The organism is Pseudodesulfovibrio sp. zrk46, from assembly GCF_012516435.1.
GTDB lineage: Bacteria > Desulfobacterota > Desulfovibrionia > Desulfovibrionales > Desulfovibrionaceae > Pseudodesulfovibrio.
The window spans coordinates 292,201-315,497 of record NZ_CP051216.1; the positions used below are offsets into that span (position 1 = coordinate 292,201).

27 protein-coding genes are annotated in these 23,297 nt (G+C 54.3%); 14 read left to right on the plus strand and 13 right to left on the minus strand.

What is annotated here, in order from left to right; genetic code table 11:
- Nucleotides 1-116: 116 nt before the first annotated feature.
- Together HFN16_RS01280 and HFN16_RS01285 are read left to right on the plus strand one after the other, a co-directional pair.
- The gene (locus HFN16_RS01280) at nt 117-1,055 is read left to right on the plus strand and encodes a LysR substrate-binding domain-containing protein (RefSeq protein WP_168888979.1); all 939 of its coding nucleotides are present in this window, start codon (nt 117-119) and stop codon (nt 1,053-1,055) included.
- Between the two features lie 73 nt (nt 1,056-1,128).
- Complete coding sequence (locus HFN16_RS01285; protein WP_168888980.1) at nt 1,129-1,455, plus strand: hypothetical protein; 327 nt, start codon at nt 1,129-1,131, stop codon at nt 1,453-1,455.
- An 8-nt stretch (nt 1,456-1,463) separates the two neighbouring features.
- Here the strand turns inward: HFN16_RS01285 and HFN16_RS01290 are convergent, their stop codons facing one another.
- On the minus strand, nt 1,464-1,904 hold the full coding sequence (locus tag HFN16_RS01290; protein ID WP_168888981.1) for a nucleoside deaminase: 441 nt from the start codon (nt 1,902-1,904) through the stop codon (nt 1,464-1,466).
- Nucleotides 1,905-2,154: 250 nt separating this feature from the next.
- Between HFN16_RS01290 and HFN16_RS01295 the strand changes: the two genes are divergently transcribed.
- On the plus strand, nt 2,155-2,598 hold the full coding sequence (locus HFN16_RS01295; RefSeq protein ID WP_168888982.1) for a hypothetical protein: 444 nt from the start codon (nt 2,155-2,157) through the stop codon (nt 2,596-2,598).
- 389 nt (nt 2,599-2,987) lie between these two features.
- On the opposite strand, the gene HFN16_RS01300 is transcribed toward HFN16_RS01295, so the two are convergent.
- From HFN16_RS01300 to HFN16_RS01315, 4 genes are all read right to left on the minus strand, one after another.
- Nucleotides 2,988-3,842, minus strand: coding sequence for a hypothetical protein (locus tag HFN16_RS01300; protein ID WP_168888983.1), 855 nt, complete (start codon nt 3,840-3,842; stop codon nt 2,988-2,990).
- 293 nt (nt 3,843-4,135) lie between these two features.
- Nucleotides 4,136-5,788: a chaperonin GroEL gene (gene groL, locus HFN16_RS01305; RefSeq protein ID WP_168888984.1), complete on the minus strand. Its 1,653-nt coding sequence runs from the start codon at nt 5,786-5,788 to the stop codon at nt 4,136-4,138.
- 57 nt (nt 5,789-5,845) lie between these two features.
- Nucleotides 5,846-6,133: a co-chaperone GroES gene (gene groES, locus HFN16_RS01310; protein WP_168888985.1), complete on the minus strand. Its 288-nt coding sequence runs from the start codon at nt 6,131-6,133 to the stop codon at nt 5,846-5,848.
- Between the two features lie 221 nt (nt 6,134-6,354).
- Nucleotides 6,355-6,789, minus strand: a complete 435-nt coding sequence (locus HFN16_RS01315; RefSeq protein WP_168888986.1) for a hemerythrin family protein — start codon at nt 6,787-6,789, stop codon at nt 6,355-6,357.
- Between the two features lie 160 nt (nt 6,790-6,949).
- On the opposite strand from HFN16_RS01315, the gene HFN16_RS01320 reads away from it, so the two are divergent.
- The 3 genes from HFN16_RS01320 to HFN16_RS01330 all read left to right on the plus strand — a co-directional run bounded on the left by HFN16_RS01320 (nt 6,950) and on the right by HFN16_RS01330 (nt 10,129).
- Nucleotides 6,950-7,291: a hypothetical protein gene (locus tag HFN16_RS01320; RefSeq protein WP_168888987.1), complete on the plus strand. Its 342-nt coding sequence runs from the start codon at nt 6,950-6,952 to the stop codon at nt 7,289-7,291.
- A 207-nt stretch (nt 7,292-7,498) separates the two neighbouring features.
- Nucleotides 7,499-9,328: a GNAT family N-acyltransferase gene (locus HFN16_RS01325; RefSeq protein ID WP_168888988.1), complete on the plus strand. Its 1,830-nt coding sequence runs from the start codon at nt 7,499-7,501 to the stop codon at nt 9,326-9,328.
- 165 nt (nt 9,329-9,493) lie between these two features.
- The gene (locus HFN16_RS01330) at nt 9,494-10,129 is read left to right on the plus strand and encodes a hypothetical protein (RefSeq protein ID WP_168888989.1); all 636 of its coding nucleotides are present in this window, start codon (nt 9,494-9,496) and stop codon (nt 10,127-10,129) included.
- 68 nt (nt 10,130-10,197) lie between these two features.
- Here HFN16_RS01330 and HFN16_RS01335 read toward each other — a convergent pair whose 3' ends face one another.
- The 7 genes from HFN16_RS01335 to HFN16_RS01365 form a co-directional block, all read right to left on the minus strand.
- Entirely contained in the window at nt 10,198-10,458 is a 261-nt protein-coding gene (locus HFN16_RS01335; protein WP_168888990.1) for a hypothetical protein, read from the minus strand.
- A 238-nt stretch (nt 10,459-10,696) separates the two neighbouring features.
- A complete protein-coding gene (locus tag HFN16_RS01340) occupies nt 10,697-11,800 on the minus strand; it encodes a linear amide C-N hydrolase (protein ID WP_247648400.1) in 1,104 nt (367 codons plus the stop codon).
- A gap of 218 nt (nt 11,801-12,018) precedes the next feature.
- Complete coding sequence (locus HFN16_RS01345) at nt 12,019-12,300, minus strand: peptidylprolyl isomerase (protein WP_168888991.1); 282 nt, start codon at nt 12,298-12,300, stop codon at nt 12,019-12,021.
- A gap of 171 nt (nt 12,301-12,471) precedes the next feature.
- On the minus strand, nt 12,472-12,882 hold the full coding sequence (locus HFN16_RS01350; protein ID WP_168888992.1) for a GFA family protein: 411 nt from the start codon (nt 12,880-12,882) through the stop codon (nt 12,472-12,474).
- A 221-nt stretch (nt 12,883-13,103) separates the two neighbouring features.
- On the minus strand, nt 13,104-13,688 hold the full coding sequence (locus HFN16_RS01355; RefSeq protein ID WP_168892218.1) for a TIGR00730 family Rossman fold protein: 585 nt from the start codon (nt 13,686-13,688) through the stop codon (nt 13,104-13,106).
- Between the two features lie 11 nt (nt 13,689-13,699).
- Nucleotides 13,700-14,737 (minus strand): low specificity L-threonine aldolase, encoded by a 1,038-nt coding sequence (locus HFN16_RS01360; RefSeq protein WP_168888993.1) that lies wholly within the window; start codon nt 14,735-14,737, stop codon nt 13,700-13,702.
- A gap of 15 nt (nt 14,738-14,752) precedes the next feature.
- Nucleotides 14,753-15,331, minus strand: a complete 579-nt coding sequence (locus HFN16_RS01365; RefSeq protein WP_168888994.1) for a GDSL-type esterase/lipase family protein — start codon at nt 15,329-15,331, stop codon at nt 14,753-14,755.
- Between the two features lie 73 nt (nt 15,332-15,404).
- Between HFN16_RS01365 and HFN16_RS01370 the strand changes: the two genes are divergently transcribed.
- The 7 genes from HFN16_RS01370 to HFN16_RS01400 all read left to right on the plus strand — a co-directional run bounded on the left by HFN16_RS01370 (nt 15,405) and on the right by HFN16_RS01400 (nt 20,788).
- The gene (locus HFN16_RS01370) at nt 15,405-16,121 is read left to right on the plus strand and encodes a TIGR04283 family arsenosugar biosynthesis glycosyltransferase (RefSeq protein WP_168888995.1); all 717 of its coding nucleotides are present in this window, start codon (nt 15,405-15,407) and stop codon (nt 16,119-16,121) included.
- Nucleotides 16,122-16,787, plus strand: a complete 666-nt coding sequence (locus HFN16_RS01375; RefSeq protein WP_168888996.1) for a TIGR04282 family arsenosugar biosynthesis glycosyltransferase — start codon at nt 16,122-16,124, stop codon at nt 16,785-16,787.
- A gap of 64 nt (nt 16,788-16,851) precedes the next feature.
- Nucleotides 16,852-17,229: a PH domain-containing protein gene (locus HFN16_RS01380; protein ID WP_168888997.1), complete on the plus strand. Its 378-nt coding sequence runs from the start codon at nt 16,852-16,854 to the stop codon at nt 17,227-17,229.
- Between the two features lie 284 nt (nt 17,230-17,513).
- The gene (locus HFN16_RS01385) at nt 17,514-17,732 is read left to right on the plus strand and encodes a hypothetical protein (protein WP_168888998.1); all 219 of its coding nucleotides are present in this window, start codon (nt 17,514-17,516) and stop codon (nt 17,730-17,732) included.
- 52 nt (nt 17,733-17,784) lie between these two features.
- Nucleotides 17,785-18,417 (plus strand): phosphatase PAP2 family protein, encoded by a 633-nt coding sequence (locus HFN16_RS01390; protein WP_168888999.1) that lies wholly within the window; start codon nt 17,785-17,787, stop codon nt 18,415-18,417.
- Between the two features lie 9 nt (nt 18,418-18,426).
- On the plus strand, nt 18,427-20,055 hold the full coding sequence (locus HFN16_RS01395) for a glycosyltransferase family 39 protein (protein ID WP_168889000.1): 1,629 nt from the start codon (nt 18,427-18,429) through the stop codon (nt 20,053-20,055).
- Nucleotides 20,056-20,125: 70 nt separating this feature from the next.
- On the plus strand, nt 20,126-20,788 hold the full coding sequence (locus tag HFN16_RS01400) for a BON domain-containing protein (RefSeq protein ID WP_168889001.1): 663 nt from the start codon (nt 20,126-20,128) through the stop codon (nt 20,786-20,788).
- A gap of 265 nt (nt 20,789-21,053) precedes the next feature.
- Here HFN16_RS01400 and lpxB read toward each other — a convergent pair whose 3' ends face one another.
- On the minus strand, nt 21,054-22,187 hold the full coding sequence (lpxB, locus tag HFN16_RS01405) for a lipid-A-disaccharide synthase (protein WP_168889002.1): 1,134 nt from the start codon (nt 22,185-22,187) through the stop codon (nt 21,054-21,056).
- Between the two features lie 137 nt (nt 22,188-22,324).
- Here lpxB and HFN16_RS01410 point away from each other — a divergent pair, with 137 nt between their 5' ends.
- Nucleotides 22,325-23,257, plus strand: coding sequence for a Gfo/Idh/MocA family oxidoreductase (locus HFN16_RS01410; protein ID WP_210772222.1), 933 nt, complete (start codon nt 22,325-22,327; stop codon nt 23,255-23,257).
- Nucleotides 23,258-23,297: the final 40 nt, after the last annotated feature.

Here is a 23,297-nt window from a genome sequence, read left to right on the forward strand (position 1 = left end):
GACGCCCGACTTGTCATTGGGCGTCCCTTTAAGTATGTCCAGAAAACGCGATACGTCCAATATATATGTCGACCTATTGCGATACCTTTTCGATATAATGAATTGCGGAGGCATCCATGGAACTGCGCCAACTCAAATACTTTGTGGCCGTTGCCGAAGAGTTGAACTTCACCCGCGCGGCAGAGCGTTGCCACATTGCCCAGCCGCCCCTGTCCCAGCAGATCAAGAAGCTGGAGGAGGAGCTGGGCTGCAAACTTTTTGACCGTACCAATCGAGTGGTAGCCCTCACAGAGCAGGGAAAGACCTTTCTCTGTGTGGCGCGCAACACGCTGGAGACTCTCGATGCCGGGGTGACCCGCATCAAGTCCATTGCCCGGGGCGAGATCGGGCGGCTACGCATCGGTTTCCTCAACTCCGCCATCCACACCAAATTTCCAGAAGCACTTACCGAGTTCCGCAAACGGTTCCCAGGCATTGTCCTCGACATTCAGGAGATGGAGTCACGCTCACAAAAAAATGCCATCCTCGATGGAGAGCTTGATGTTGGATTATGTCATCATTGCCACACCGACTCCGACAAAATGGAGTCACGCACCTTCATAGAGGACACCTACTATCTCGCGGTTCACGAGAATCACCCCTTTGCCAAGCGCGGTACAGCGGGGTGGGATGATCTCAAGGGTGAACCATTCATCATGTTCTCCCGCCTTCATTATCCCAACGCATACGAACGCTCCATCGCCCGCTTTCACGAGCGTGACTGCATGCCCCGCATTGTGCAGGAAGCCCGGACGCAACAGATCAAGCTCTCACTCATTGCCGCTGGTATGGGCATGGGATTTGTACCGGAACGAATGGAGAAAGTATGCCCGCCCTGCGTCAAGCTGCTCCCGTTCGAGTGGGATGGCGTCAAGCAGTACAGCGCTATCAAGGTGGCATGGAGAAAGGGCGAGGTATCCACGGCCCTCAGGCATTTTCTGGATGTGCTAAAAGAGTTCAGTTCCTGCAGTGATCTCGAAATCAAAGGATGCTGGGTGTTCCCAAAATCCAAGTAACGATCTGGACTTTGATCGTAATGTAGGCAAAAACGCAGCACGCAATGAATTCAATCCGCAACGAGGAATACATATGACCACCGAAGGACAGGCCACCCGCGAGCGGCTGGAGGCAGACATTGCCACCGCACAGGACCAGATTTTGGCATTCAACGCCCACTGGCTGAACCACAAACACCTCACCTCTGCCGTCGGAGCAGCGGTAATGGCGTTCATCTTCACCGGGATGCTGGTACCACCCGCTGAAATCGTCATGTGGGTATTATGTGGTGCGCTGGTGGCTGCGTTTGCCGGTGTTTTGGTATGGCGAGGCAAGAAGGCCGACGCCTTGAATGAACAGATGGCCACCGCCCAGAAAGCATTCAAGGAATACGAGCGGGGACGGAGAAAGAAGAAATAGGCAGCCGCCTAATCTTCCATGATATCTTCGTTCCACAGCTCCGGTTTTTCCCGGATCAGTCGTTCCATCAGGTCAATACACCCCGGATGATCGACGATCTCCACCTCGACACCACGAGAGCGCAGGAATTCCTCGTTGCCGCCGAAGTTGCGGTTTTCCCCGATGACAACCTTTGGGATACCGAACTGAACAATGGTCCCCGAGCACATCATGCACGGTGAAAGTGTGGTGTAGAGCACGGTGTCTCGATAACTCTTCTGCCGCCCCGCCTTGCGCAGACAGTCCATCTCGCCATGCGCGATGGGATCACCGAGCTGCACTCGCTGATTATGACCACGGGCCACAATTTCATCCCCCCGGACCAACACGGCACCAATGGGCAGCCCACCCTCGTCATAGCTTTTCTTGGCCAGTGCATAGGCTTCTTCCATGAACTTATCAGTGGGCATACTGTGATCCTTTCAGTTTTCAAGGCGGATTATGGGACGCGGCGCCCTTTTCATCGAGTTCCTTCAACCAAACAGGATAGTTACCCGGTTGTCGAAACAGGTGCAAGCGCCCCCTGCATGATACGCTTCAGTCAACCGCTTCAATTTCATACCACAGAACACAGAAATAGCCGTTTACATTATAAATTTTCACGCTAGCTAGTTCATGAGTGTTGATTGTCGTACGCTCCTGAAAAAAGGAGTATGCGCCATGTTTAGACCTGCCTATTTCCTGCACATAGCCGCCCTTCTCTTCTTGATAGTCGTCATTAAACCTATTCCGGTCTTTGCCGAGGCCGGTACGCTTACAGATTGCGTCATTGGGTGCAAGCCGAGCGATGAAGCCTGCATCAACTGTTGCAAGGAAGCCTTTGGTGTGACGGAGACCGTCAACTGTTGCGGAGACTATGGTTCCTGCACAGCTCGCTGCGAAAACTTCGACGGCGTCAAAGCGGTTGCCTGCTACGGACAATGCCAGCGCGCGCTCAAGCGATGCCATGACGTTTATACCGACGCCGTGATGGAGTTCTCCTGCCCCAATTGGGTCAAGCCGCAGAATTGTCCGCATGACTGTCAGGTTTGGAATCCTGAGTCACAGAAGTGCGTTGGCGCGCCCAAGGATGTTTGCGACGAGGGGAAGGAAGACGATTATTAGGAAGGGATAGGTGATGGTGGTGATGTTTGGGATATTGATGAAGAGGGAATAAGGAAGCCGCCCTATGGGCGGCATGAAGAATGAAAGAATATAGAGCCGGTCGCTGCGCTTCCTCCAGCTTTCGCTGTCTGAAGCCAGCGACTTCTTTTTGTCCAAAGCGACAAAAATGAAGCAAAAAACGCTTTTCAGAACGCACGCTCCCCGCCACCCAAACGTCCAAGAATCTGATCAATCCGGGCTGCGCTCCAACGAACCGAATGCTCCGCTTCGCTACGCGCGGTTCGAAGAGCCGCTCCGCCCGTATTGTCAGCTTCTAGGCCGTTGTGGGTTTGATGGCTACACAAGAGCAATGGGAATTTCCCCTACATTATAAAAACTATCCCCAACACTCAGCCTGAAATAGCTTTAAATACAAAAGAACTAATTACGGACAACACAATAGTACCCACCAGCACAGACCATCTCTTCCGATGTTTCAGAGTTGCACTTCCTTCCCGAATTAATTCAATTTTTGGAAACGCCCATTTCGTGTAACTAAATGCCCCTCGAAAACACATTAATAACGCCCCAAAAAACACTATACATGTTGCATACAACACAAAATTACTATCAGTGTACTTCCCTATAAAAGCTTCACACTTACTTGCCCCAAAAACCCCTACGGGAATACCCAAAAACCAAACCACAAAATCATATGCAAATGGTCTGTGAAGGATATTCCTATTGCTAGACTTTTCTCTCTCCACTCGTTTAACAGCCTCAACCACACTCTGCACCCATAAACTATCATTCCCACTCACTTCAACAATACTAGAGTTGGGGGTTGGATCTGTTGAACGAGTTGAAAAATCAATAATTGGCGGCTTTCTAAAATCAATATTGATAGCAAAGCAATGCGCTGGGTTAACACCAAACATAGATCGGTACCAAGATATATTCGAAAAATACACACCAACAACTTCTTCAGGGAGATTGTCGGAATCAAAAAGAGTGCTGTCTTCTCCAGCTAAGTCTTCTCCATTAGCCCCATTAACTACTATGGAAATTTTATAATTATCGCACCTCTGATTTACAAAATTTTTGTAGACCTGTTCCGACTCAAATGACTCTTTTTTCCAAGATTTTTTCTCAATTTCTACAGCACGTTCTTGACACTTATTAAGTTCTCTAAAAATTTTTTTAATATCGTCAAAGGTAAGGACACATGGCCTTATCTCTTTCCTATATGTCAGATGCTCACTCATCACACCTCCACTAATAAACCATCAATTATTTAAGTCTTTATATCTCTGAGGCTGTATCGTCAACTTTCCCGCGCAGCAGCGCGGGCACCAAAAAGTTTAGGGGGATGAGAGAGGGGATGGGGGATCCAAGGGGGAAGGGGAGAGAGAAGGGACCCTTTTTAAAGGGTCCCTTCTCTCTCCCCTTCCCCCTTGGCCGCCGGAGGCAGCCGCACAGCGGCATACACAACAAAAAAACCGGCCCGGTCCGTGAGGACCGAGCCGGTTTAATATTTGGCTTAGATTGGCCGTACTGTTTAGTACATGCCGCCCATGCCGCCCATGCCGCCCATGCCGGGCATGCCGCCGGGCATTGCGGGAGCAGCGCCTGCGGGCTCGGGCTTGTCGGCGATGGCGCACTCGGTGGTGAGGAGCAGGCCTGCGACGGAAGCAGCGTTCTGGAGAGCGGTGCGGGTAACCTTCTTGGGATCGATGACACCGGCCTTGATCAGATCTTCGTACTGGTCGGTAGCGGCGTTGTAGCCCATGCCACCCTTACCTTCCTTGATCTTCTCAACAACGATGGAGCCTTCGAGACCGGCGTTGCCGGCGATCTGACGGAGGGGCTCTTCGACAGCGCGGGCAATGATGTTGATACCGGCCTGCTCGTCGTCGTCAGCAGCCTTGACCTTCAGGGCAGCCTGACCGGAGCGGGCGAGAACCACACCGCCACCGGGGACGATGCCTTCTTCGACAGCTGCGCGGGTAGCGTTCAGAGCATCTTCGACGCGAGCTTTCTTTTCCTTCATCTCGGTCTCGGTTGCGGCGCCAACGTTGATGACGGCGACACCACCGACGATCTTGGCGAGGCGCTCCTGGAGCTTTTCGCGATCGTAGTCGGAGGAGGAATCAGCGATTTCAGCGCGGATGGTCTGGATGCGGCCCTTGATTTCGTCGGCCTTGCCAGCACCGTCAACGATGGTGGTGTTTTCCTTGTCGATGACAACGCGCTTGCAGGAACCGAGATCGTTGACGGTCATGCCTTCGATCTTGATGCCGAGGTCTTCGGAAACAACCTGGCCACCGGTGAGGATAGCGAGGTCTTTCAGCATGGCCTTGCGGCGCTCACCGAAACCGGGAGCCTTGACGGCAACGACGTTCAGGGTGCCACGCAGCTTGTTGACTACGAGGGTAGCCAGAGCTTCGCCTTCGATGTCTTCAGCGATGATCATGAGGGGCTTGGACATCTTTGCGCACTGTTCGAGGACGGGCAGGAGTTCCTTCATGTTGGAGATTTTGGTCTCCTTGATGAGAATGAGGGGCTCTTCCATCTCGCAGGTCATGCGCTCGGTGTTGGTGACGAAGTAGGGGGAGAGGTAACCGCGGTCGAACTGCATACCTTCGACGACGTCGAGGGTGGTTTCGAGGCCTTTGGCTTCCTCTACGGTGATGACGCCTTCCTTGCCAACCTTGTTCATGGCTTCGGCAATGATGTTACCGATGGTGGCGTCGTTGTTAGCGGAAATGGTACCGACCTGAGCGATCTCTTTCTGATCACGGGTAGGCTTGGCGACCTTTTCGAGGTCAGCGACGATGGCTTCAACAGCCTTGTCGATGCCGCGCTTGATGGACATGGGGGAGCGACCGGCAGCAACCAGCTTCACGCCTTCGGTGAAGATGGCCTGAGCCAGAACGGTAGCAGTAGTGGTACCGTCACCGGCAACATCGGAAGTCTTGGAGGCAACTTCCTTAACCATCTGTGCGCCCATGTTCTCGAACTTGTCTTCCAGCTCGATTTCCTTGGCGACGGAGACACCGTCCTTGGTGATGACGGGGGAGCCGAAGGACTTCTCCATCACAACATTGCGGCCCTTGGGACCGAGGGTAACCTTAACGGCGTTGGCGAGTTTGTCCACACCGGCCTTCAGGCGCTCACGAGCCTTGGCATCGAAAAGAATTTCTTTGGACATTGTCTATTCTCCTTAAAGAACGTCAGTTTGTAAGAGTAAGAATGATACGATCAAAAACTAGTCGACGATGGCGAGGATATCGTCCTCACGCATCACCAGGGTCTCTTCACCGTCGATGGTGATCTCGGAACCGGCGTACTTGGCGAACAGCACGGTGTCGCCGACCTTGACGGTCATAGCAACGCGCTCGCCCTTGTCGTCCAGCTTACCGGGACCGGCAGCGACGATTTCACCCTTCATGGGCTTTTCCTTGGCAGAATCCGGGATGTAGATACCACCAGCGGTTTTCTCTTCCATTTCGAGACGCTTGACCAGAACGCGATCGTTCAGCGGTTTCAGCTTCATTCCTCTATACCTCCAATAAGTGATTATCATTTTTGGCGGAGCTTTAAGGCAGCCCTGCCGCCCTCATTGGGCTCCTTACCTCGGTCTCCGTACAAAGCCGGACCGTAGGCTTGCAGAAAGATAAACATGGCTAACAAAGAGTCAAGGCAACGGAGCAAAAAAAATTGCGTCCCGGCACAATGGGCCGGGACGAAAACTATATCATAGTAATAACGACGATATTAATTTTTGTTTTTATTGTAGAACTCGCTGAACGGTTTATCCAGCGCCAGGATATGGTCGCGATACCAATCGTGCATGAAATTGCGAATTTTGATGGCGGGCATAGCGGTACCGTTCACAATCTCGGCCTCCATGCGGATCACATCGGTAATAAAACGATTGTGTTCTTTCTTCTGCTTGGACAACCCGGGGTAGTCCACCTCTTTCATGTAAGACTCTTCGGTCCGGAAATGGATCAGCGCGTACTCGCGTAATTCGTCGATCACATCCGCCAGTGCGTCCGCCTCTTCTTCGCTAAGCGGCTTGTACATGTCGGACACGACATTTCCTATCTTGTCGAGCATCTCGAAAAACGAGCGGTGCTGTTCGTCAATTTCCTGGATATCTACAACGTAATCTGTTTTGAATCCGGCAAGATTCAGCTTGGCGATCATGACTCCTCCTGTCGCGCCTATTATTAGTTTGCCGCCTATATATACGTAATTTTACCTCATGTCATCTTTATGGTATATTTCATTTACGATTATCTGCCGATAAGAAGGGAAACGGACCGGGAATTGCAACTTGCTCCTCAAACGGAAAAAGGAGGCCACCATGTCCGGTATGCACCAGCCCGTCACTCAGGAAACGTTCATCGGCAACAATGTAGACGAACCCATACTGCACGAAATCGATTACCACGACGTGGCTCTCTCCAAGGAAGCAACAAGAATGGTGCATCACGGCGCTCGCGCTGTTCTACGGCAGATTATGCCTGCCGCTGACACGGACAACCTCACCGCCTCACAGGCAGTGGCCTTGTTCATAGACAAGCTCTTCTGGGAAGAGAACTCAGGCGGTCTGATCATGTGCATCGACATGTCCGAGCGTTCATACTGCCTGCCAATTCCCAGCACCCACTGGAAGGTTCGCGGCAGCGAAGGCCCTGTCCAGTAACCATCACTTCTTCCTAGCAAATCAGGCCTCGAACGCACTCATCGTTCGGGGCCTTTTCATTGAGAACTCCATACATTTTTCTCTGACGCCCTGTCACTGAATCGTATAAATTCCGTCACCAAAATCCAATGAGTTGTCACCCCGTTGGTGCGTACTCCTCCCCCTCTTTCCGTAGGTTTGGATAAACCAACTACCCGGAGGGTACGCATGAACGGCCAAGGACCGCTGCTCAACCTTGATTCCCCCTTTGGCGACCCTGTTCGCCAGACTCTTTTTTCCCTTGTCAAAAAGCCTCTGTCGAAAGTTCTGAGGCTAAAAACTCTCAATTTAATGTACTCTGAAGTCCATAAAAATGAGATTGATTCCCACTTTTGCGACAAGGCATTGGAAATTCTGGGCGTAAAATTCTTCGCAGACGGTCAACCTGTCAGCCGTATTCCGAAAAAAGGACCCCTTGTAGTGGTCTGCAACCACCCTTTTGGCGTCATCGAAGGGCTGCTCTTGGTCAAAATATTGCGCGAGGTGCGCACGGACATCAAGATCATGGCCAACTTCATGCTCGGTATGATCCCCGAGATGGACGAGCTTCTCATTGAGGTTGATCCCTTTGGCAAGGCCGACTCCGCCAAGAAGAACATCTCGGGCCTCAAGAAATCCATGCGCTGGATCAAGGACGGCGGCATGCTCATCGTGTTCCCGGCGGGCGAAGTTTCCAGTCTCAAGGTTAACAAGGGCATGGTGGCCGACCCCAAGTGGTCCCCCATGGTGGGCCGCATCATCCGCAAGACCGGCGCCTCCGTGCTCCCGGTATTTTTTGATGGAAGAAACAGCGGACTTTTCCAGACCCTCGGCCTGATTCATCCCCGACTGCGCACCCTGCTGCTGCCGCATGAGAACATCAAGCGCAAAGACAAAGATCCTGTGCGCGTCGCCTTCGGAACCGTGGTGGCCCCGTCCAAGATTAACGAGTACGGCACTGATCAGGAAGTCATCGATTACCTCCGTTTCCGTACCTATCTACTTCGCAAGGACAAGCCGAAGTTCCGCTTCAAATCCAAGACAACCACGCGCGAGATGGCTCCCATTGCCAACTCCCGCGCCAAGCATATTCTCGCCAGTGAAGTGGCCGCCCTCAAGGACGACGCCATTCTCATCGAGTCCGGCGACTTCACCGTGTTCCAGGCCGGGGCGTTCCAGATTCCCCGTATCCTGCGCGAGATAGGTATTCAGCGCGAAAAGACCTTCCGGCTCGTAGGCGAAGGCACTGGCCGCGCCATGGATATCGACGAATTCGACGACTATTATCGTCATCTCGTGCTCTGGAACCACAAGGAACGAGAAATTGCCGGGGCATACCGTTTCGGTCTGACCGATGAGATTCTCAAGGAACAGGGCCCCAAAGGGCTCTACACTTCCACCCTTTTCCGTTACCAGCCCGGCCTGCTCGAGAACATGGGGCCGGCCATGGAAATGGGCCGTTCCTTCATCATTCCCAAGTATCAAAAGAGCTACCAGCCGCTGCTCCTTCTCTGGAAAGGAGTGGCCGAATTCGTGGTCAAGAATCCGAAGTACACCAAGCTATTCGGTTGCGTATCCATTTCCGGCGAGTATTCTGGCGTGTCCCGCGAGCTCATAGTGAACTTCATGGAGCGTCACTGTTCCTTGCCCGAGCTGGCAGGCATGGCGCAACCAAAGCGTCCGCCCAAAAAGAAGCGTCTCAAGCGCGTGGATTTCACCATGCCCGAGCACGTTTTCAACGATCCCGAAGATGTCGCGGCCTTGGTCAGCGATGTGGAGGGCGGCCAGTCCATTCCGGTATTGCTGCGCCAGTATCTCAAGCTTGGCGGCAAAATCATCGGGTTCAACGTGGACCCGGATTTCGGCAACTGTCTCGACGGGCTCATTCTCGTGGATTTGTTGCAATCCGATCCCAAGGTATTGAGTCGGTTCATGGGCAAGGATGGAATCACCACGTTCGTTGATGCCAACACCGTTCAGCCCGCCCCCACCCCAGCCAGAATTGTCACGGCGGCTTAAGACCGCCCTCCCCCGCGTCAGCCCCTCCTTTTCCTAAACTTTTTGGTGCTCGCTTCGCTCGGGTGCAGCGTAGACCAAGATAGAGCGGCTTATCGGTGCGTTGTCGGTTGTGCAAATACGTGCCAGTGGGTTGGCATTGTTGGCGGAAGGGCGTAAGGTCCGGCCATGCGAAAATTGATTTTGTCCGTTTTGTTGGTTGTGGCGCTGGCTGTTCCCGCCTTGGCTGAAGACAAGGTGCCCAATGGATGCGATCCCCTTTATCAGGATATCGCCGACAATGCCCTGGTCTCCTTTGAAGGGACTGGCGACCTTGATGTCCTCGTTGTGACCGACCCGCTCTGCTGGCACTGTCGACTGGGCCACAAATTGCTCAGCGAATATCCCGAGAAGTATCGCACAGTGAAGCTCTCTTTTTTCCCGCGCAGGACCTTCATCGGGTCCGACATGGCCGCATGGATTCTCGAAGATGCGGTTGGAAAGGACGACCTTCTGGACAAGCTCGACTTCGCATACAAGCACCTCAAGCAGCCCAAGACCGATGATGTCGCAGAGGCTCGCATGGTGGTGCTCTCACAGTTCATCGTCTTCTTCCCGCAGATGCTGGGCGCCGATGAATCCATCGAAGCCTTGTATGCACGGCTGCAGAAAGAGCACGAACCGCATACGCTTCAGAGTTCAGCCCTTGCCCATAGCGCCAAGATTCCCGGCACACCGGTCCTCGTCGCAGGCGAAAAGGTGCTGATCGGATACGGTGCAGGGCCGTGGCTCAAGGCGCTCGACGCAAATGCCATCTGCAAATAACGACAGTTTTCCATGACACAAAAAAACGCCCCGCTTCTGCGGGGCGTTTTACGTTGGGACAGCCGGGTCTACAAAGGGCCGTTGTTGCAGCCAATGTGCAGGATCCCATCCTGCAACTCTCCAGCCCCACGTTCCGCGAATCGGGTGCTCAGGAGGACGTTGTGTGCAGGCAGTGCAGCATACCTCACATCCGCCGCCATATCTCGCTGATGAGACACGACGCCGTGCGGGTATGTCGAGCGAATGTCCGTCTGTTCGGAAAGACCCTCGCCGATGAAAAAAAGAAACATTGCCGCTGCCAGAAAAACCAACACACGCACACTACTCATGGCTGCCTCACTTGGCTGGTTGGAGTCACTACAACCATAACACGGCAGCGGGCTTTTGACCAAAGAAAGAGGCCTCCCGCACATACGTCGTGCAAGAGGCCTTTACGCCGAATTTTCCTAGTTTGGAGACACTAGTTCCTGTCGATCTACTTGCTCACCCGTTGCGAAACGTATTCAGCGGACTAGTTGAGCAGCCCCTCGAAAAGTAGAGCATTTGCCCCCTGTGTCGCCCTAGAGTTCATTGCAATAAGCCAGTTACATCCTGAAAACCGTTGTCATTAGGTTTATCAAGTGGGATTGGCTGCCTCTCGACATCTCGACCAAAGTCTATTTTTTGCAGATCGATCTTTCGAACACAACGATTTCGCATGGTATGATAATAAAGAATTTGGTTTTTGGTATCATTGACGATTGTATATTGAGTTCCAGACAAAAGGTGCGCATTGCTCGCCCCTTCGGACTGAGTTGCGGGCACATTAAAGCTATCCAAAATACGGAATGACTCAGTTACCGTATCCTCTCCACCACATGTCTGCCGGGCCGTCTGAACAAATAGTGCAGCTCGCACAAATCGTGAAGTAGATGTAAAATCGCCAGGTAAGCCAAGAAATCCAGTTCCTCCCGACAAAGGAGTAATTTCCAAGTTACCGCACTCTGAATCCGAGCAGGGCACATTGGAAATTTTGCAGTAATTTCTGAGATTAGTCAGATGCCAGTCGAAGGTGGGATTATTGGTAATAACACCCACCGGGTTATCGATAATGTTTGTTTTGCCACCACGAAATTCAATAACGACACTATTACCTTTTGGATCAACGATCATAGCATGCAAGGGGTAAGGCGCTTTAAGAGTCTCATCAACCACAGGAACGACTCTTACGTCGCTAACCTTTTTCTTAACGTCCTCAATATCTGCGCAGTTGGAAAGGATATAAGTCAGCAAATCAGTGGGCGCGAGTGAACTGTCGCGCAATTTCGGATCATAATCGACATACTCAGCAAAGCCTTTGTGATAGAACATCCCACCGGCCAGTCCTTTTTCGTTCATACCTGTGTTGATGACGTGATCTTTAAGCAAAATCCCCACAAACCCATACGTGACATTCCAAGATATGCCATCCTTCCCGTCCGGAGTACTGCTTTTAACCAACTGCCCCTTACTGTAGACCGCGATCTTCGGTTCGAGATCAAACTTGCCCCACTCTTGAGTACGACCAAAGACAACAGTGCCGTCAAAGCCCTCAAGCTGAATACCAGTACATGCCCAGCACACATTACAACAGGCCAAAGTAATTATACTAAAAAGAAATATCGAGAGACGGGTCACATTCATCCAGTGCATATAGCCTCCTTTATTTTGACAACAAAAGTACAGACCCCTGCAGAAAATGACAATCGGATATTTCTTTATTACTAGAGCCCTTCGTTTTGTCGATCGACTTGTCTACCAAGAGCGGTGCGTCTTCCATGAATTGAACGGGAACCTACCTCATCAAAAGAAAACGGCCCTTGCCAGCACACACTGACAAGGGCCGTTTCTTTATGACGATGAAGAGTTGTTTAGTCTTCGCGGCTGGTGATTTCCAGCAGATGGTAACCAAACTGAGTCTTGACCGGGCCGTGAACTTCGCCAACGGCTTCGTTGAACACAACGGTGTCAAATTCCGGGACCATGGCACCGGGGCCGAACTCACCGAGATCGCCACCGCGCTGTCCGGAGGGGCAGCTGGAGTGCTGTTTTGCCAGTTCGGCGAAATCTGCGCCTTCCTGAATCTGTTTCTTCAGATCCAAGCAGGTCTGTTCATCACTAACCAAAAGATGACGGGCAGTTGCTTTTGCCATGTTCGTGCTCCTGTAAGCTTGAATATGTGAATTCTTAGTAAACCATGCAATGTTGCCGTTGCGGCTTTATGCGTCGCAATAGACAAGGCTTACATGGATATGCGTATACTGCAAGGTGAAACCCCGCACCAGAATCAGGGCGCCATACACTCTGATCCCCATACCTTTCCACTATTCACTCCCCTCTGGAAGTCCATCGAAAGTGGGAATATCCTCCAGCCCATTGTCCCAGTTGGCCTTGCTCGCATAAAATATATGACCGTTAGGTTTGATCGGCACATCGCGGTCAAGGCTCCCCGCAGGGACGACGAGAAGCGTTCCTTCCATTTGAATATTTGGAAGGGCCGACCCGCAATTGGTACAGAAACTCTTAATGTGACCGGTCGAGTTGAAATCAAATATGCGCACGTTCTCTTCTCCGGACAACCACTTTAATTTGGCTGTGGACGAGAACAAATTCGCTGCATGGGCGGATCCGGTATCTTTGCGGCACCGCTCACAATGACATAAGAAAAAACTTTCAAAGTCCCCTTCTATCTCGAATGCAACTTTGCCGCACAGACATGCGCCTGCATGTTTCATCGACCTTCCTCCCGATTTCGCAGCCAGATTTTTTCAGAAGAGATGCCATGAGTGCAGTATTGCAACTCGAGCCTGCAACGCCCCAGCTTCATAGGTCCATTGCAAAGTAGAAACTTTCGGCCGAAACGGGGAAGTAGAGGGACACCATACCTATTTCTCAATCCGCTCTAATTCTCGGGGTGAAGTAGTCCTATCATGAGAAAGGACCACCCACCGCTGTCTTACAGCCCCTTCTTCTTCTCAATCCACTTGTCCACCTGCGGCGGAACGTATTCCGTGAACTGACCAAGCAGCCCTTCCGGAGTGGAATCGGTGAGCACCATGGCGCGGTGGTCCTGCACCAGAAAGCCCTGAAGCACCATCCGGTCCATATGCTCTGCCAGACAGGTGTAGTACCCTTTGACATCGAGCAGACCGCACGGTTTGGCATGGTAGCCAAGCTGGTTCCAGGTCAGCACCTCGAAAAACTCCTCAAGGGTGCCGATGCCGCCGGGCAGTGCGATGAAGCCGTCGGACAGCTCCGCCATCTTCTGCTTGCGCTCGTGCATGGATTCCACGATGTGCATCTCGGTGAGGCCGGTGTGGGCCACTTCCTTTTCCACGAGCAATTTCGGGATGACGCCAATCACCTCGCCGCCCGCCTTGAGACAGGCATTGGCTAGACGCCCCATGAGGCCCACGTCGGAGCCACCGTAGACAAGGCCGATGTTACGCTCGGCCAGTTCGCGGGCAAGAGCTTCGGTAGCCTCGCCATAAGCGGGGTCAAAGCCGGGATTGGAACCGAGATAGACGCAAATACGCTTCATCTTAGGTGACACTAGCGGGCCTCCATAGCCGTGCGGATGTCTTCCACGAACTCATCCACCATTTCTTCGGTTGTGGCCCAGGAGGTCATCCAACGAACGGTGTTGTCGTGGGCATCCCATACGTAAAAGTAATATTTTTCCAGCAGCTTCTCGGTCACATCGGGCGGCAGGTAGGCAAACAACGCGTTGCAATCCACTGAGCCCTTGATCTCCACGCCCTCGATCTGTCCGGCCTTCTCAGCCAGGCGCTGGGCCATGGCATTGGCGTGCTTGGCGTTCTTCAACCACAGGTCGTCCTTGAGGTAGGCGGCCAGCTGTGCGGAGACAAAGCGCATCTTGGAGACCAACTGCATGGCCTGCTTGCGCAGGTAAGGAAAGCCATGACCGATGTCCGGATTCAGGAAGACCACGGCCTCACTCATGAGGCAGCCATTTTTGGTGCCGCCAAAGGAGAGCAGGTCGATATCCAGCGCAGTGGTCATATCGAAAAAGGAGCAGTCCAGAGCGGCGCAGGCATTGGCGATACGCGCACCATCCAGATGGACCAGCAGGTCACGGTCGTGGGCGAACTCGACGATATCCTCAATCTCCTTGAGGGTGTAGAGCTTGCCGACCTCGGTGGGCTGGGTGATGGAGATGACCTTGGGCTGGGAGGCGTGCACAAACCCGATGTGGCCCAGATACGGAGCGATCATGCCGGGAGTGAGCTTGCCGTCCTCGGACGGAATGGGAACCAGCTTGATGCCGCCAAAGGCCTCGGGGGCGCCGCATTCGTCGTTGTTGATGTGTGCCGGAGAAGCGCACAGGACCGAATTATAGGTTTCGGTCACGGCGCGCAGGCCGAGCACGTTGGCGGCGGTGCCGGTAGTCACATAATGAATACGGGCCTGGGAGCCGAAGAATTCCTGAAGCACCTCATCGGTCTCAATGGAAATCTCGTCCTCGCCGTAGGACTTCAGGTGACCGTGGTTCGCATCCACGACCGCCTGCATGATATCTGGGTGAGCACCGGAATTGTTATCCGAAGCAAAGGATTTCAAATCAGACATATCTCTCTCTATTCTCTATTCAAGCCCGAAGAATTCCCGGGCCGTGTTGAATTTCAATATATAATCGGCCAGTTCCGCATAGCCGGGGCCTGCGGGGTGTACGCCGTCGCCGTCGTTGAGGGCGGTTCCGTATACGAAGGAGCGGTGCATGGAGTCAATGGTGGGCACAAACGGGATGTCGACCCGCTTGCACAGCCCGGCGATCATGCGAGAGAGCGTGGTAATCTCCTCGCGTTTGCTCTGATCGTTGACCGGGGTGGGACCGACCACCATCACATCGCCCATGGCCTTGGCCTGGGTCAGGATGGCGACGCAGGAAGCCAGCGTCTGTTCGGACGGTACGCCATTGGCCACATCGGCCACACCAAAGCTGAACACCATCTTGAAAGGTTGGTCCGGCATTCGACGAAGCATCGCCTCACTCTTCCAGCGGTGCTGGAGCTGAACCGAGGTGTCCTTGCGCACACCCAGATTATACGAGGTAACGTCCTGCCCTTTCTCGCGCAGGGCCATGGACAGACGACCGGGCCAGCCAAGGCCTTTTTCGTCACCGTAGCCAAGCGTCAGGGAATCGCCGAAATAGCATATGACCATAAGAAATCTCCTTGTGCGGGCCGAATTCGACTCCGCGCTTCAAAATCACGGACAAACCGTCTATTAATCATCCATGGACCGGAACACAACCACCAACGCCCACATTTCCGTGATCATCCCCGTATACAACGAGGTTGCGGTCATCAACAATACCATTGCCCACGTGCGCGAGATCGCGGGCAGCGAACCGCTTGAGATCATCGTCAGCGACGGCGGTCCGGGTCACGAAACCCTTAAATCCATAACAGATCACTCGATCATCAAAGTAGACGCTCCCCCCGGACGAGGCCGCCAACTCAACGCCGGAGCCGCCCTTGCCCGTGGGAAAATCCTGCTTTTCCTGCACGCCGATACCCGTCTTCCCCATGGCGCCTTTCAGGACATCCGCCGCACCGTGCAGGCCACCAACGGAGCCGGAGCCTTCAGTCTGTCCATCAACTCCCCTCGCCTTTCACTGGCCGTGGTGGCGTGGTTTGCCAACATGCGCACCCGGCTGGAGCGCATCCCATACGGAGATCAGGCTCAGTTCATCGGAGCCGACCATTTCCGCACATTAGGAGGCTTTGCCGAGATTCCGCTCATGGAGGACGTGGAATTTTTCAAACGAATCCGACATGAAGGATTGCCCATCACCATTCTGAGGAGTAGGGTCTCCACATCATCGCGTCGCTGGGATGAAGAGGGAGTCCTGCGACGCACTCTGACCAACTGGTGGCTGCGCCTGCGGTATGCGTTCGGTGCATCCCCCACATCTCTGGTCCGCCATTACCGCCCTCCCGAGAATGACTAGATGAAGGACTGTATCCTCTTTTTCGTTAAATATCCCGAGCCCGGCGCAGTGAAAACACGTCTGGCTGAAGACTCGTCCCCTGAACTGGCGGCTGAGTTCTATTCTGTCTTTGCCAAGGAAAAACTGGATGAACTGTCCCACGGCTCTAACGCGGACATTATCATCTGCTTCACCCCGGAAGACCGCAAGGCTGAGACCCGCGAATGGCTCGGCTCCGGCTTTCGCTACATCGCTCAAAAAGGGGGAGACCTCGGCCGCAGGATGGAGAACGCCTTTCGCGAGGCCTTTTTCATGGGCTACGACCGCGCCCTCCTCGTGGGCAGCGACATCCCTGCCCTGACGTCCGACATCGTCAACCACGGCCTGGAGCAAATCGAATCCGGTGCGGCCGTTCTCGGCCCGGCCGAAGATGGCGGCTATTATCTCATCGGCTTCCCCCGCGGCGGCATGGTGCCTGAAGTGTTCCATGACATTGAATGGAGCACTGACACCGTGGCACAGGAGACTCGCAACAAGCTTGAAGCAGCCGATCTCGAATGCCGGGAGTTGGAACACCTCGACGACACCGACACGCTGGACGATCTTGAGCCGCTTGTAGCCCTCGGTTCTCTTGGACCACTGGGCAGCGAGTCACTACGCGTGGCTCGCAAGCTGGTAGGCATGTAGCACCACACTGAATTTCAAGGCCCACACATTCACCACAATCACGACAATCACCATGGAGGTTAACATGGGACTTCTCGACAAGGTACTCGGCAACGCAGCCGAAGTGGACGTAGCTGACATCCAAAACGACTTCGCACCGATTCTCGCCACTGGCGAAACCGTAGTCATGGCCTACAAGGTGATCCGCGACATGTTTGTTTTCACCAACAAGCGCCTCGTCCTCGTGGACAAGCAGGGCATGACCGGCAAAAAGGTCGACTACCTTTCCCTGCCCTACAAATCGATCACACGTTTCTCCGTTGAGACCAGCGGTCATTTCGATATGGATGCCGAGCTCAAGATCTGGATGTCCGGCACCCGCGAACCCATCATCAAAGAGCTGAAGAAAGGCACCGACGTTGTCGGGGTACAGAGGACTCTGGCCGAGTACGTGCTGAAGTAAGAATTGTGGAGGTCGGCCTTCGGCCTCCATTTATCAGGTGATTTCGCCTCCGGCGGCCAAAGGCCGAGGGCCTTTGGGATCCCGTATGCGCCTATCGGCGCAAAAGTAGTATTTTCGAAGTCGCGCGCCCTCGAGCGAAGCGAGCTACAAAAAATTTAGGAGGGTGTCGGGAACCCTTTACAAAGGGTTCCTGACCCGTCGCAGACGCCCCTGCGGCGAGCAGCCACCGGGGGCATCTCCTCAAGCTTGAATTTCGACCTTGAAAATGAAATAGTCCCTCCACCATGAACAAGACCGAACCATATTTCGACGAAGACGGCACCCTCGTCATCCCATTCGAGTGCGCGGACCATTCCTTCAAATACTGGAAACAGGAAGGCAAAAAGATGTCCGAAGTCCTGACAGCACTGGGCGTGGATGAGGAGACATGGGCCAAGTATACCCACGAGAAATTTCCCGACCCATCCGAGGCTGCGGCCGAGGAAGAGAGCGCGAGCGAATAACTCTTTGGTGCAGAGAGTTGCCCGATTTGTGCCAATAGCCTAAAAGACCCAAATGAACATTGATTCCCTGAAACATTGGGCGCTCTTTTCTGCGCCCCTTTTTCTCATGCTCGGCTGCCTCTGGCTCGGATTTGACTCAGAGGTCGACGTGGCAACATATTTCAAGGCGCACAGCCAAGCACACCCGATGCTGGCAAGCGTTCTTAAAGTCATAACCGACTGGAGCAATCCCGTTTTCTATGTCCTTTACGGAGCCATGCTTATTCAGGCCCTCCGCAAAGGCGACTTTGAGACCCGCCGGTATGTGCTCATCCTGCTGGCAGTGCAGGTAATCGTGGCCGTATTGTGCGTCCACTTCATCAAACGCACCGTGGGGCGTCCGCGTCCTTCACAGCTCCAGTACCGATGGGATCCGATCACCCACCGCGGCACATTCCACTCGCTGCCGTCCGGGCACACCACCGAGTTCGTGGGCTGGACCCTGCCCCTTGCCCTGCGCAAACACACCACCGCAATCACCATGTTGCTGGGCATCCTAGTAGGGCTGCTCGGTTTCTCTCGAATTTACCTTGGATGGCATCATCCCACCGACGTATTCTTCGGCTGGATGCTCGGCAGCTTCACGGCCCTGGCCACCACGGTCATCGCCGATTCCACTCTTTTCCGCAAAAAAGCCAACGCATAAAGGCCCGTCATGAAACAGACCGCACAGCGCATCTGGTATTTCCTTGAAGATCACCCCTGGCTGACCATGATTTTCGGCGTCTTCGCCCAGACATGGTTCACCCTGTCCAACCGCGCCCTCTGGTTTTCCGACGAAGTGCGCTACGCCAACGCATACCAGAACCTCGTGCAGCATGGTAAATGGATGGTCCTCGCTCTGAACGGCCAACCGTATCCGGATAAGCCGCCCATCTATTTCTGGTTCCTCTGGCTGCTGGATGTGCTGACTCCGGCGGACATGCCCACGGTCTTTTTCCTCGGCGCAGCGCTGTCCGGACTGTTCTTACTGATGGCGAGCTACAAGCTGGCCCGCACACTCGGTTTTGACCGCACTGTCAGCCTGGGTGGCGTTCTGGTGCTGCTCTCCTCTTTCCTGCTGGCAGGCCTGTTCCATTACTCCCGCATGGACCTCATGTTCGCAGCACTCATCGTGCTCAGTCACGCCTGTTTTTTCAAAGCGTTCAGCATGGAGAACCAAGGTAAATACCCACTCTACGGTTTTCTGCTGGCAGGTGTCGCCACATTGGTAAAAGGCCCGCTCGGCTTCATTTTTCCCCTGCTGACCTGTGCGGTATTCCTGCTGTGGAAAGGCGAAATCCGCCGCTTCTTCACCAAGCAAATGGGACTTGGCTTCCTTGCCATGATCGGCATACTCCTACTGTGGATCGGCGGCGTCATGCTGGCAGAAGGCCCGTCCTTCCTCATTGACACCGTATTGGGCAAGCACGTGATTCAGCGCGCCACCAAGACCTTCCATCATCGTGAGCCATTCCACTACTATCTTGTGGCATTCCCGCTGGCATGGCTGCCGTGGACACTCTTCGCTTTCGTCGCACCTGTGAAAAAGGCGTTCTCGCTGGAACACTGGGGCGGTCTGTGGGCTTCCCGCCGCGAGGCCGGACCACGAGCCTTCCTCTGGATAATGTTCGCGGCCACCTTCATTTTCCTGTCGTCCCTGAGCGGCAAGGTGCTCATCTATATCCTGCCCATGTTCCCGCCGCTGGCCTTCCTCATGGTTGATGCCATGACAACGCTGGACCAAGCCCGCACCAAGCGATTCTGGACCATTGTGGCCGGACTCTGGTGCGTACTCGGCGGCGCCCTGCTCGTGGTGGGCGACCTGCTGCCCTTTGATGTTCCGCTTCGCGGCCTCGGCATCGCGGCGGCTGTCATGATCGGCAGCGGCGGACTGATCTTTCTCTCCCGCACCGCGGGCTTCCGCGCCTCGATCCTGGCATCCGTGCTGGCCGTCACCGCATGGCTCTACCCCGTGGGGCTCATGGTGGCTCCTTCCATGGACAACGCCATGTCGCCAAAGCGTCAGGCTCTCATCATCGGAGAACTGGCCGACGATGGTTTCACTCCCATGGCATACCGCGTCTATTCCGGCATTTTCACCTACTACGCGAACCACAATCAGCTGGAAACTTCGGAGTGGGATGAACTGAACGCACTGTTCAACTCCACGGACAAGCCCGTCCTGTCCATCCGAGACAAGCACTGGAATTCATGGGAAAAGAATGGTCGTCCTGACGACGTGCGCATCATCGATCGCCAGACCATCGCAGGCATGGTCTATTATCTTGTGGTCAGGAAATAACACCCACCAGCAGAACTGATTATTTACGGTTAGACAAAGTCTAGACCTTACTTTATACTGCGGAGTACTTATGTGTGAAAAACTCCGCCATACCATCGTGTCCTGTGCACTGTTGCTGATCGCGGCAATGTCCGTGACAGGTTGCGCCGTGTATCCCGCGGTACAGGTCGCCGGTGGAGCCATGACCGGTTACGACGCCGTGCAGTTGGCGGATGAGTATCTGCCCCGCAATTCTGTTAACGGTGGGTCTCTCTGCGCCAACATGGACAAGGCACTCCAACGTCGGTTGCGAGAACGCCTGCACATGAACGGCATCAAAATGGTCTCAGCCCATGTCGTTGCCCGCACCGCCTATCTCATTGGTCAGTTCCCGACCCGCAAGGATGCCGACAAGTCCATCGAGGTGGCCCAGACCATTAACGGCCTCAAGTCCATTCACTGCAAGTTTTTCCCGCTCGGCACGCCCCGTGAGAATCGCGATGACACCCAGCTTCTCGCCAAGCTCACCAAGCAACTGGGCAGTTCCACTCGTTTGACCAACGCCGACCTGCGCGTCGAGGTCATTCGCGGCAATGCGATTCTCATTGGTTCCGCAGCAGATTGGGAACAGAAGACCGCAGCCGTGGCCATCGCCCACGAAGTAGGCGGTATCAAGGGCGTAGTGGATTACATCTACGTGCCCCAAAAGCCCGAGACCGACACGCCTGAGGGCGAAAAAGTCGCTTCCAAGTAAAATCAGATTTTGAGGTCGGCCTTCGGCCTCTATTTTTCAGGTGATTTCGCCTCCGGCGGCCAAAGGGCTGTACCCTTTGGAATCCCTTTCTGCACCTTATGGCGCATCTTTATATAGGAAAATTCCCCAGAGCATACATGCTTCGGGGAATTTACATACCTAACTTTGCGACGAAGTCGCAGATGGGATTCCAAAGGCCCTCGGCCTTTGGCGGGTGCAGGGCAGTGCCCTGCTAGTTTATTCTTAATCGCGTCGAAGACGCATCCTAAACTGCTTTCAAATCATCCAGAATAATCTTGGCAGCCCTGTCTGCTGCGCCGGGCTCGCCGACCATGTTTCGCAGCGCGACCAGATCCTTTTTGGCGGCTTCGTAATCAGAGTCATTGTCGAGCCACTTACGGGCGGCTGCGGCCAACGTGTCGGGGTTGGCGTCCTCTTGGATATGCTCGGGATACACCTCGCGACCCATGATCAGATTGGGCAGGGAGATGAAATCGACGTTGACCAGCAACTTGGCGACAATCATGGAAATGAAGGAGACCTTATAGGCCACCAATACGGGCGTGCCGATGAGCGCGGTTTCGAGAGCAACGGTGCCGGAAGCAGCCATGATCATGCGACAGGACTTGAACATCTCGTAACGATTGTCGGGCTCGACACACTCGACCGGGATGTCTTCAGGCCAGAGGTCCATGAGATCCCCCTTGTCGCGACCGGGCGCGCAGACCATGACATAGGACAGGTCAGGATGATCCTGTTTGAGCTTCCGGGCGGTCTCGGCAAAGATGGGAAGCAGCGTGGAAATTTCCTTGGTACGACTCCCGGGCAACAAGCCGATACGGTTGTTGTCCACGGGCACCTGATCAAGGGTGTCGAATGGCAACACATCCATGAGAGGGTTGCCCACATAGTCCACGTCCACTCCGAACTTCTCGTAGAACGCCTTCTCAAAAGGCAGGATGCAGATGACGCGACGAACATGCTCGCGCAAGAAATGCACACGACCGGAACGCCATGCCCAGATTTGGGGGCTGATGTAGTAATAGACCGGGATGCCGAGCTTCTTGGCCATCTTGGCGATGCGGAAGTTGAACTCCGGGCAATCCACCAGAATGATGGCGCGAGGCCGGACCTCGGTCAAGCGCTTCTTGATCTGGCTCAGGAGCTTGAGGATACGCGGCAGGCCGCCGAGAATCTCGGTGATTCCCACCAGCGAGATGAGCTTCATGTCGTAAAGCACATCCATGCCTTCTTCGACCATGGCCGGACCGCCCATGCCGGTAAAGCTGACGGTAGGATCGACTTCCTTGAGGGCCTTCATCAGCTCTGCGCCGTGCAGATCGCCGGACGCTTCACCAACGCTGAACCAGATGGGAGAATTTGGATTGCCTGTGTGCATAGCGACTTAGTACCCCATGGAGACACCGCCCGCAAGGCTACCGGGGATTGTTTGTGCAACGTGCTTGCAAACAGGCGTGTGAGGGCGTAGTAAACGGGCCCATCAGAACTTGAACTGACAATAACGAGGATAGATATATGTTGAAAGTTGGTGTCGTCGGTCTAGGCTGGATGGGTCGTGTCCATCTGCGCAACTACACCGAGATGAATGTTGAAGTGGTAGGCGTCGTGGACGTTGACCCCAAGGCCCGCGAAGAAGTTGCCGCCCAGTTCGGCGTCAATACTTATGCCACTCTGGAAGAACTGCTCGAGAACGATCTGGATGCCATCTCTGTGTGCGTGCCCACCAGCCTGCACCATGAGACCGGCCTTAAGATCATCGAGAAGAAGATCAACCTGATCATCGAAAAGCCCCTGGCAACCACCTCCATTGAAGGTGAAGAGCTGGTCAAGAAAGCCGCCGACATGGGCGTGACCCTGATGGTCGGCCATGTAGAGCGCTTCAACCCCGCTGTTCAGCGCGTCAAGGAACTCATGGGCGATGCCGAAGACGTCATCTCCATCCAGATCGAACGTGTTGGCCCGTACCCACCGCGTATTCAGGACGTCGGCGTCATCAAGGACCTCGGTTCCCACGACATCGACCTGATCCGCTTCCTTACCGGCTCGGAGTTCAAGTCCGTGTACGCGGTCTCCTCCACCTCCATCGGCAAGCATGAGGACTCTGCCCTCATCACCGCCGAGATGGAAAACGGCGTACTCGCCAACATCACCACCAACTGGGTCACCCCGTACAAGGGCCGCAAGATCAACGTCGCCTGTGAGTCAAAGTACATCCAGGCCAACCTGATCACCCAGGAAGTGAAAGAGTACTCTGCCTTCTCCACCTACGACAAATCCTACTCCGTGCGCGAGTGGCCCCTCATGTTCCGCGAACCCGTCAAAGAAGAGCTCAACCAGTTCCTCGACGCCCTGCGCAACAACACCACTCCGCCCATCACCGGCGAAGATGGCCTCGAGGTCCTCAAGACCTTTGACCGCATCTTCGACTGCGCCAGCCCCGAAGACTAGGCTGCGCGGATAACGCAATAGAAAAGCCCCCGAGTGGATT

Excerpts from the sequence above, each read along its gene's own strand:
- HFN16_RS01280 (WP_168888979.1), top strand. The coding sequence starts at position 117 with ATGGAACTGCGCCAACTCAAATACTTTGTGGCCGTTGCCGAAGAGTTG.
- HFN16_RS01285 (WP_168888980.1), top strand. The coding sequence starts at position 1,129 with ATGACCACCGAAGGACAGGCCACCCGCGAGCGGCTGGAGGCAGACATT.
- HFN16_RS01290 (WP_168888981.1), bottom strand. The coding sequence starts at position 1,904 with ATGCCCACTGATAAGTTCATGGAAGAAGCCTATGCACTGGCCAAGAAA.
- HFN16_RS01295 (WP_168888982.1), top strand. The coding sequence starts at position 2,155 with ATGTTTAGACCTGCCTATTTCCTGCACATAGCCGCCCTTCTCTTCTTG.
- HFN16_RS01300 (WP_168888983.1), bottom strand. The coding sequence starts at position 3,842 with ATGAGTGAGCATCTGACATATAGGAAAGAGATAAGGCCATGTGTCCTT.
- groL (WP_168888984.1), bottom strand. The coding sequence starts at position 5,788 with ATGTCCAAAGAAATTCTTTTCGATGCCAAGGCTCGTGAGCGCCTGAAG.
- groES (WP_168888985.1), bottom strand. The coding sequence starts at position 6,133 with ATGAAGCTGAAACCGCTGAACGATCGCGTTCTGGTCAAGCGTCTCGAA.
- HFN16_RS01315 (WP_168888986.1), bottom strand. The coding sequence starts at position 6,789 with ATGATCGCCAAGCTGAATCTTGCCGGATTCAAAACAGATTACGTTGTA.
- HFN16_RS01320 (WP_168888987.1), top strand. The coding sequence starts at position 6,950 with ATGTCCGGTATGCACCAGCCCGTCACTCAGGAAACGTTCATCGGCAAC.
- HFN16_RS01325 (WP_168888988.1), top strand. The coding sequence starts at position 7,499 with ATGAACGGCCAAGGACCGCTGCTCAACCTTGATTCCCCCTTTGGCGAC.
- HFN16_RS01330 (WP_168888989.1), top strand. The coding sequence starts at position 9,494 with ATGCGAAAATTGATTTTGTCCGTTTTGTTGGTTGTGGCGCTGGCTGTT.
- HFN16_RS01335 (WP_168888990.1), bottom strand. The coding sequence starts at position 10,458 with ATGAGTAGTGTGCGTGTGTTGGTTTTTCTGGCAGCGGCAATGTTTCTT.
- HFN16_RS01340 (WP_247648400.1), bottom strand. The coding sequence starts at position 11,800 with ATGCACTGGATGAATGTGACCCGTCTCTCGATATTTCTTTTTAGTATA.
- HFN16_RS01345 (WP_168888991.1), bottom strand. The coding sequence starts at position 12,300 with ATGGCAAAAGCAACTGCCCGTCATCTTTTGGTTAGTGATGAACAGACC.
- HFN16_RS01350 (WP_168888992.1), bottom strand. The coding sequence starts at position 12,882 with ATGAAACATGCAGGCGCATGTCTGTGCGGCAAAGTTGCATTCGAGATA.
- HFN16_RS01355 (WP_168892218.1), bottom strand. The coding sequence starts at position 13,688 with ATGAAGCGTATTTGCGTCTATCTCGGTTCCAATCCCGGCTTTGACCCC.
- HFN16_RS01360 (WP_168888993.1), bottom strand. The coding sequence starts at position 14,737 with ATGTCTGATTTGAAATCCTTTGCTTCGGATAACAATTCCGGTGCTCAC.
- HFN16_RS01365 (WP_168888994.1), bottom strand. The coding sequence starts at position 15,331 with ATGGTCATATGCTATTTCGGCGATTCCCTGACGCTTGGCTACGGTGAC.
- HFN16_RS01370 (WP_168888995.1), top strand. The coding sequence starts at position 15,405 with ATGGACCGGAACACAACCACCAACGCCCACATTTCCGTGATCATCCCC.
- HFN16_RS01375 (WP_168888996.1), top strand. The coding sequence starts at position 16,122 with ATGAAGGACTGTATCCTCTTTTTCGTTAAATATCCCGAGCCCGGCGCA.
- HFN16_RS01380 (WP_168888997.1), top strand. The coding sequence starts at position 16,852 with ATGGGACTTCTCGACAAGGTACTCGGCAACGCAGCCGAAGTGGACGTA.
- HFN16_RS01385 (WP_168888998.1), top strand. The coding sequence starts at position 17,514 with ATGAACAAGACCGAACCATATTTCGACGAAGACGGCACCCTCGTCATC.
- HFN16_RS01390 (WP_168888999.1), top strand. The coding sequence starts at position 17,785 with ATGAACATTGATTCCCTGAAACATTGGGCGCTCTTTTCTGCGCCCCTT.
- HFN16_RS01395 (WP_168889000.1), top strand. The coding sequence starts at position 18,427 with ATGAAACAGACCGCACAGCGCATCTGGTATTTCCTTGAAGATCACCCC.
- HFN16_RS01400 (WP_168889001.1), top strand. The coding sequence starts at position 20,126 with ATGTGTGAAAAACTCCGCCATACCATCGTGTCCTGTGCACTGTTGCTG.
- lpxB (WP_168889002.1), bottom strand. The coding sequence starts at position 22,187 with ATGCACACAGGCAATCCAAATTCTCCCATCTGGTTCAGCGTTGGTGAA.
- HFN16_RS01410 (WP_210772222.1), top strand. The coding sequence starts at position 22,325 with ATGTTGAAAGTTGGTGTCGTCGGTCTAGGCTGGATGGGTCGTGTCCAT.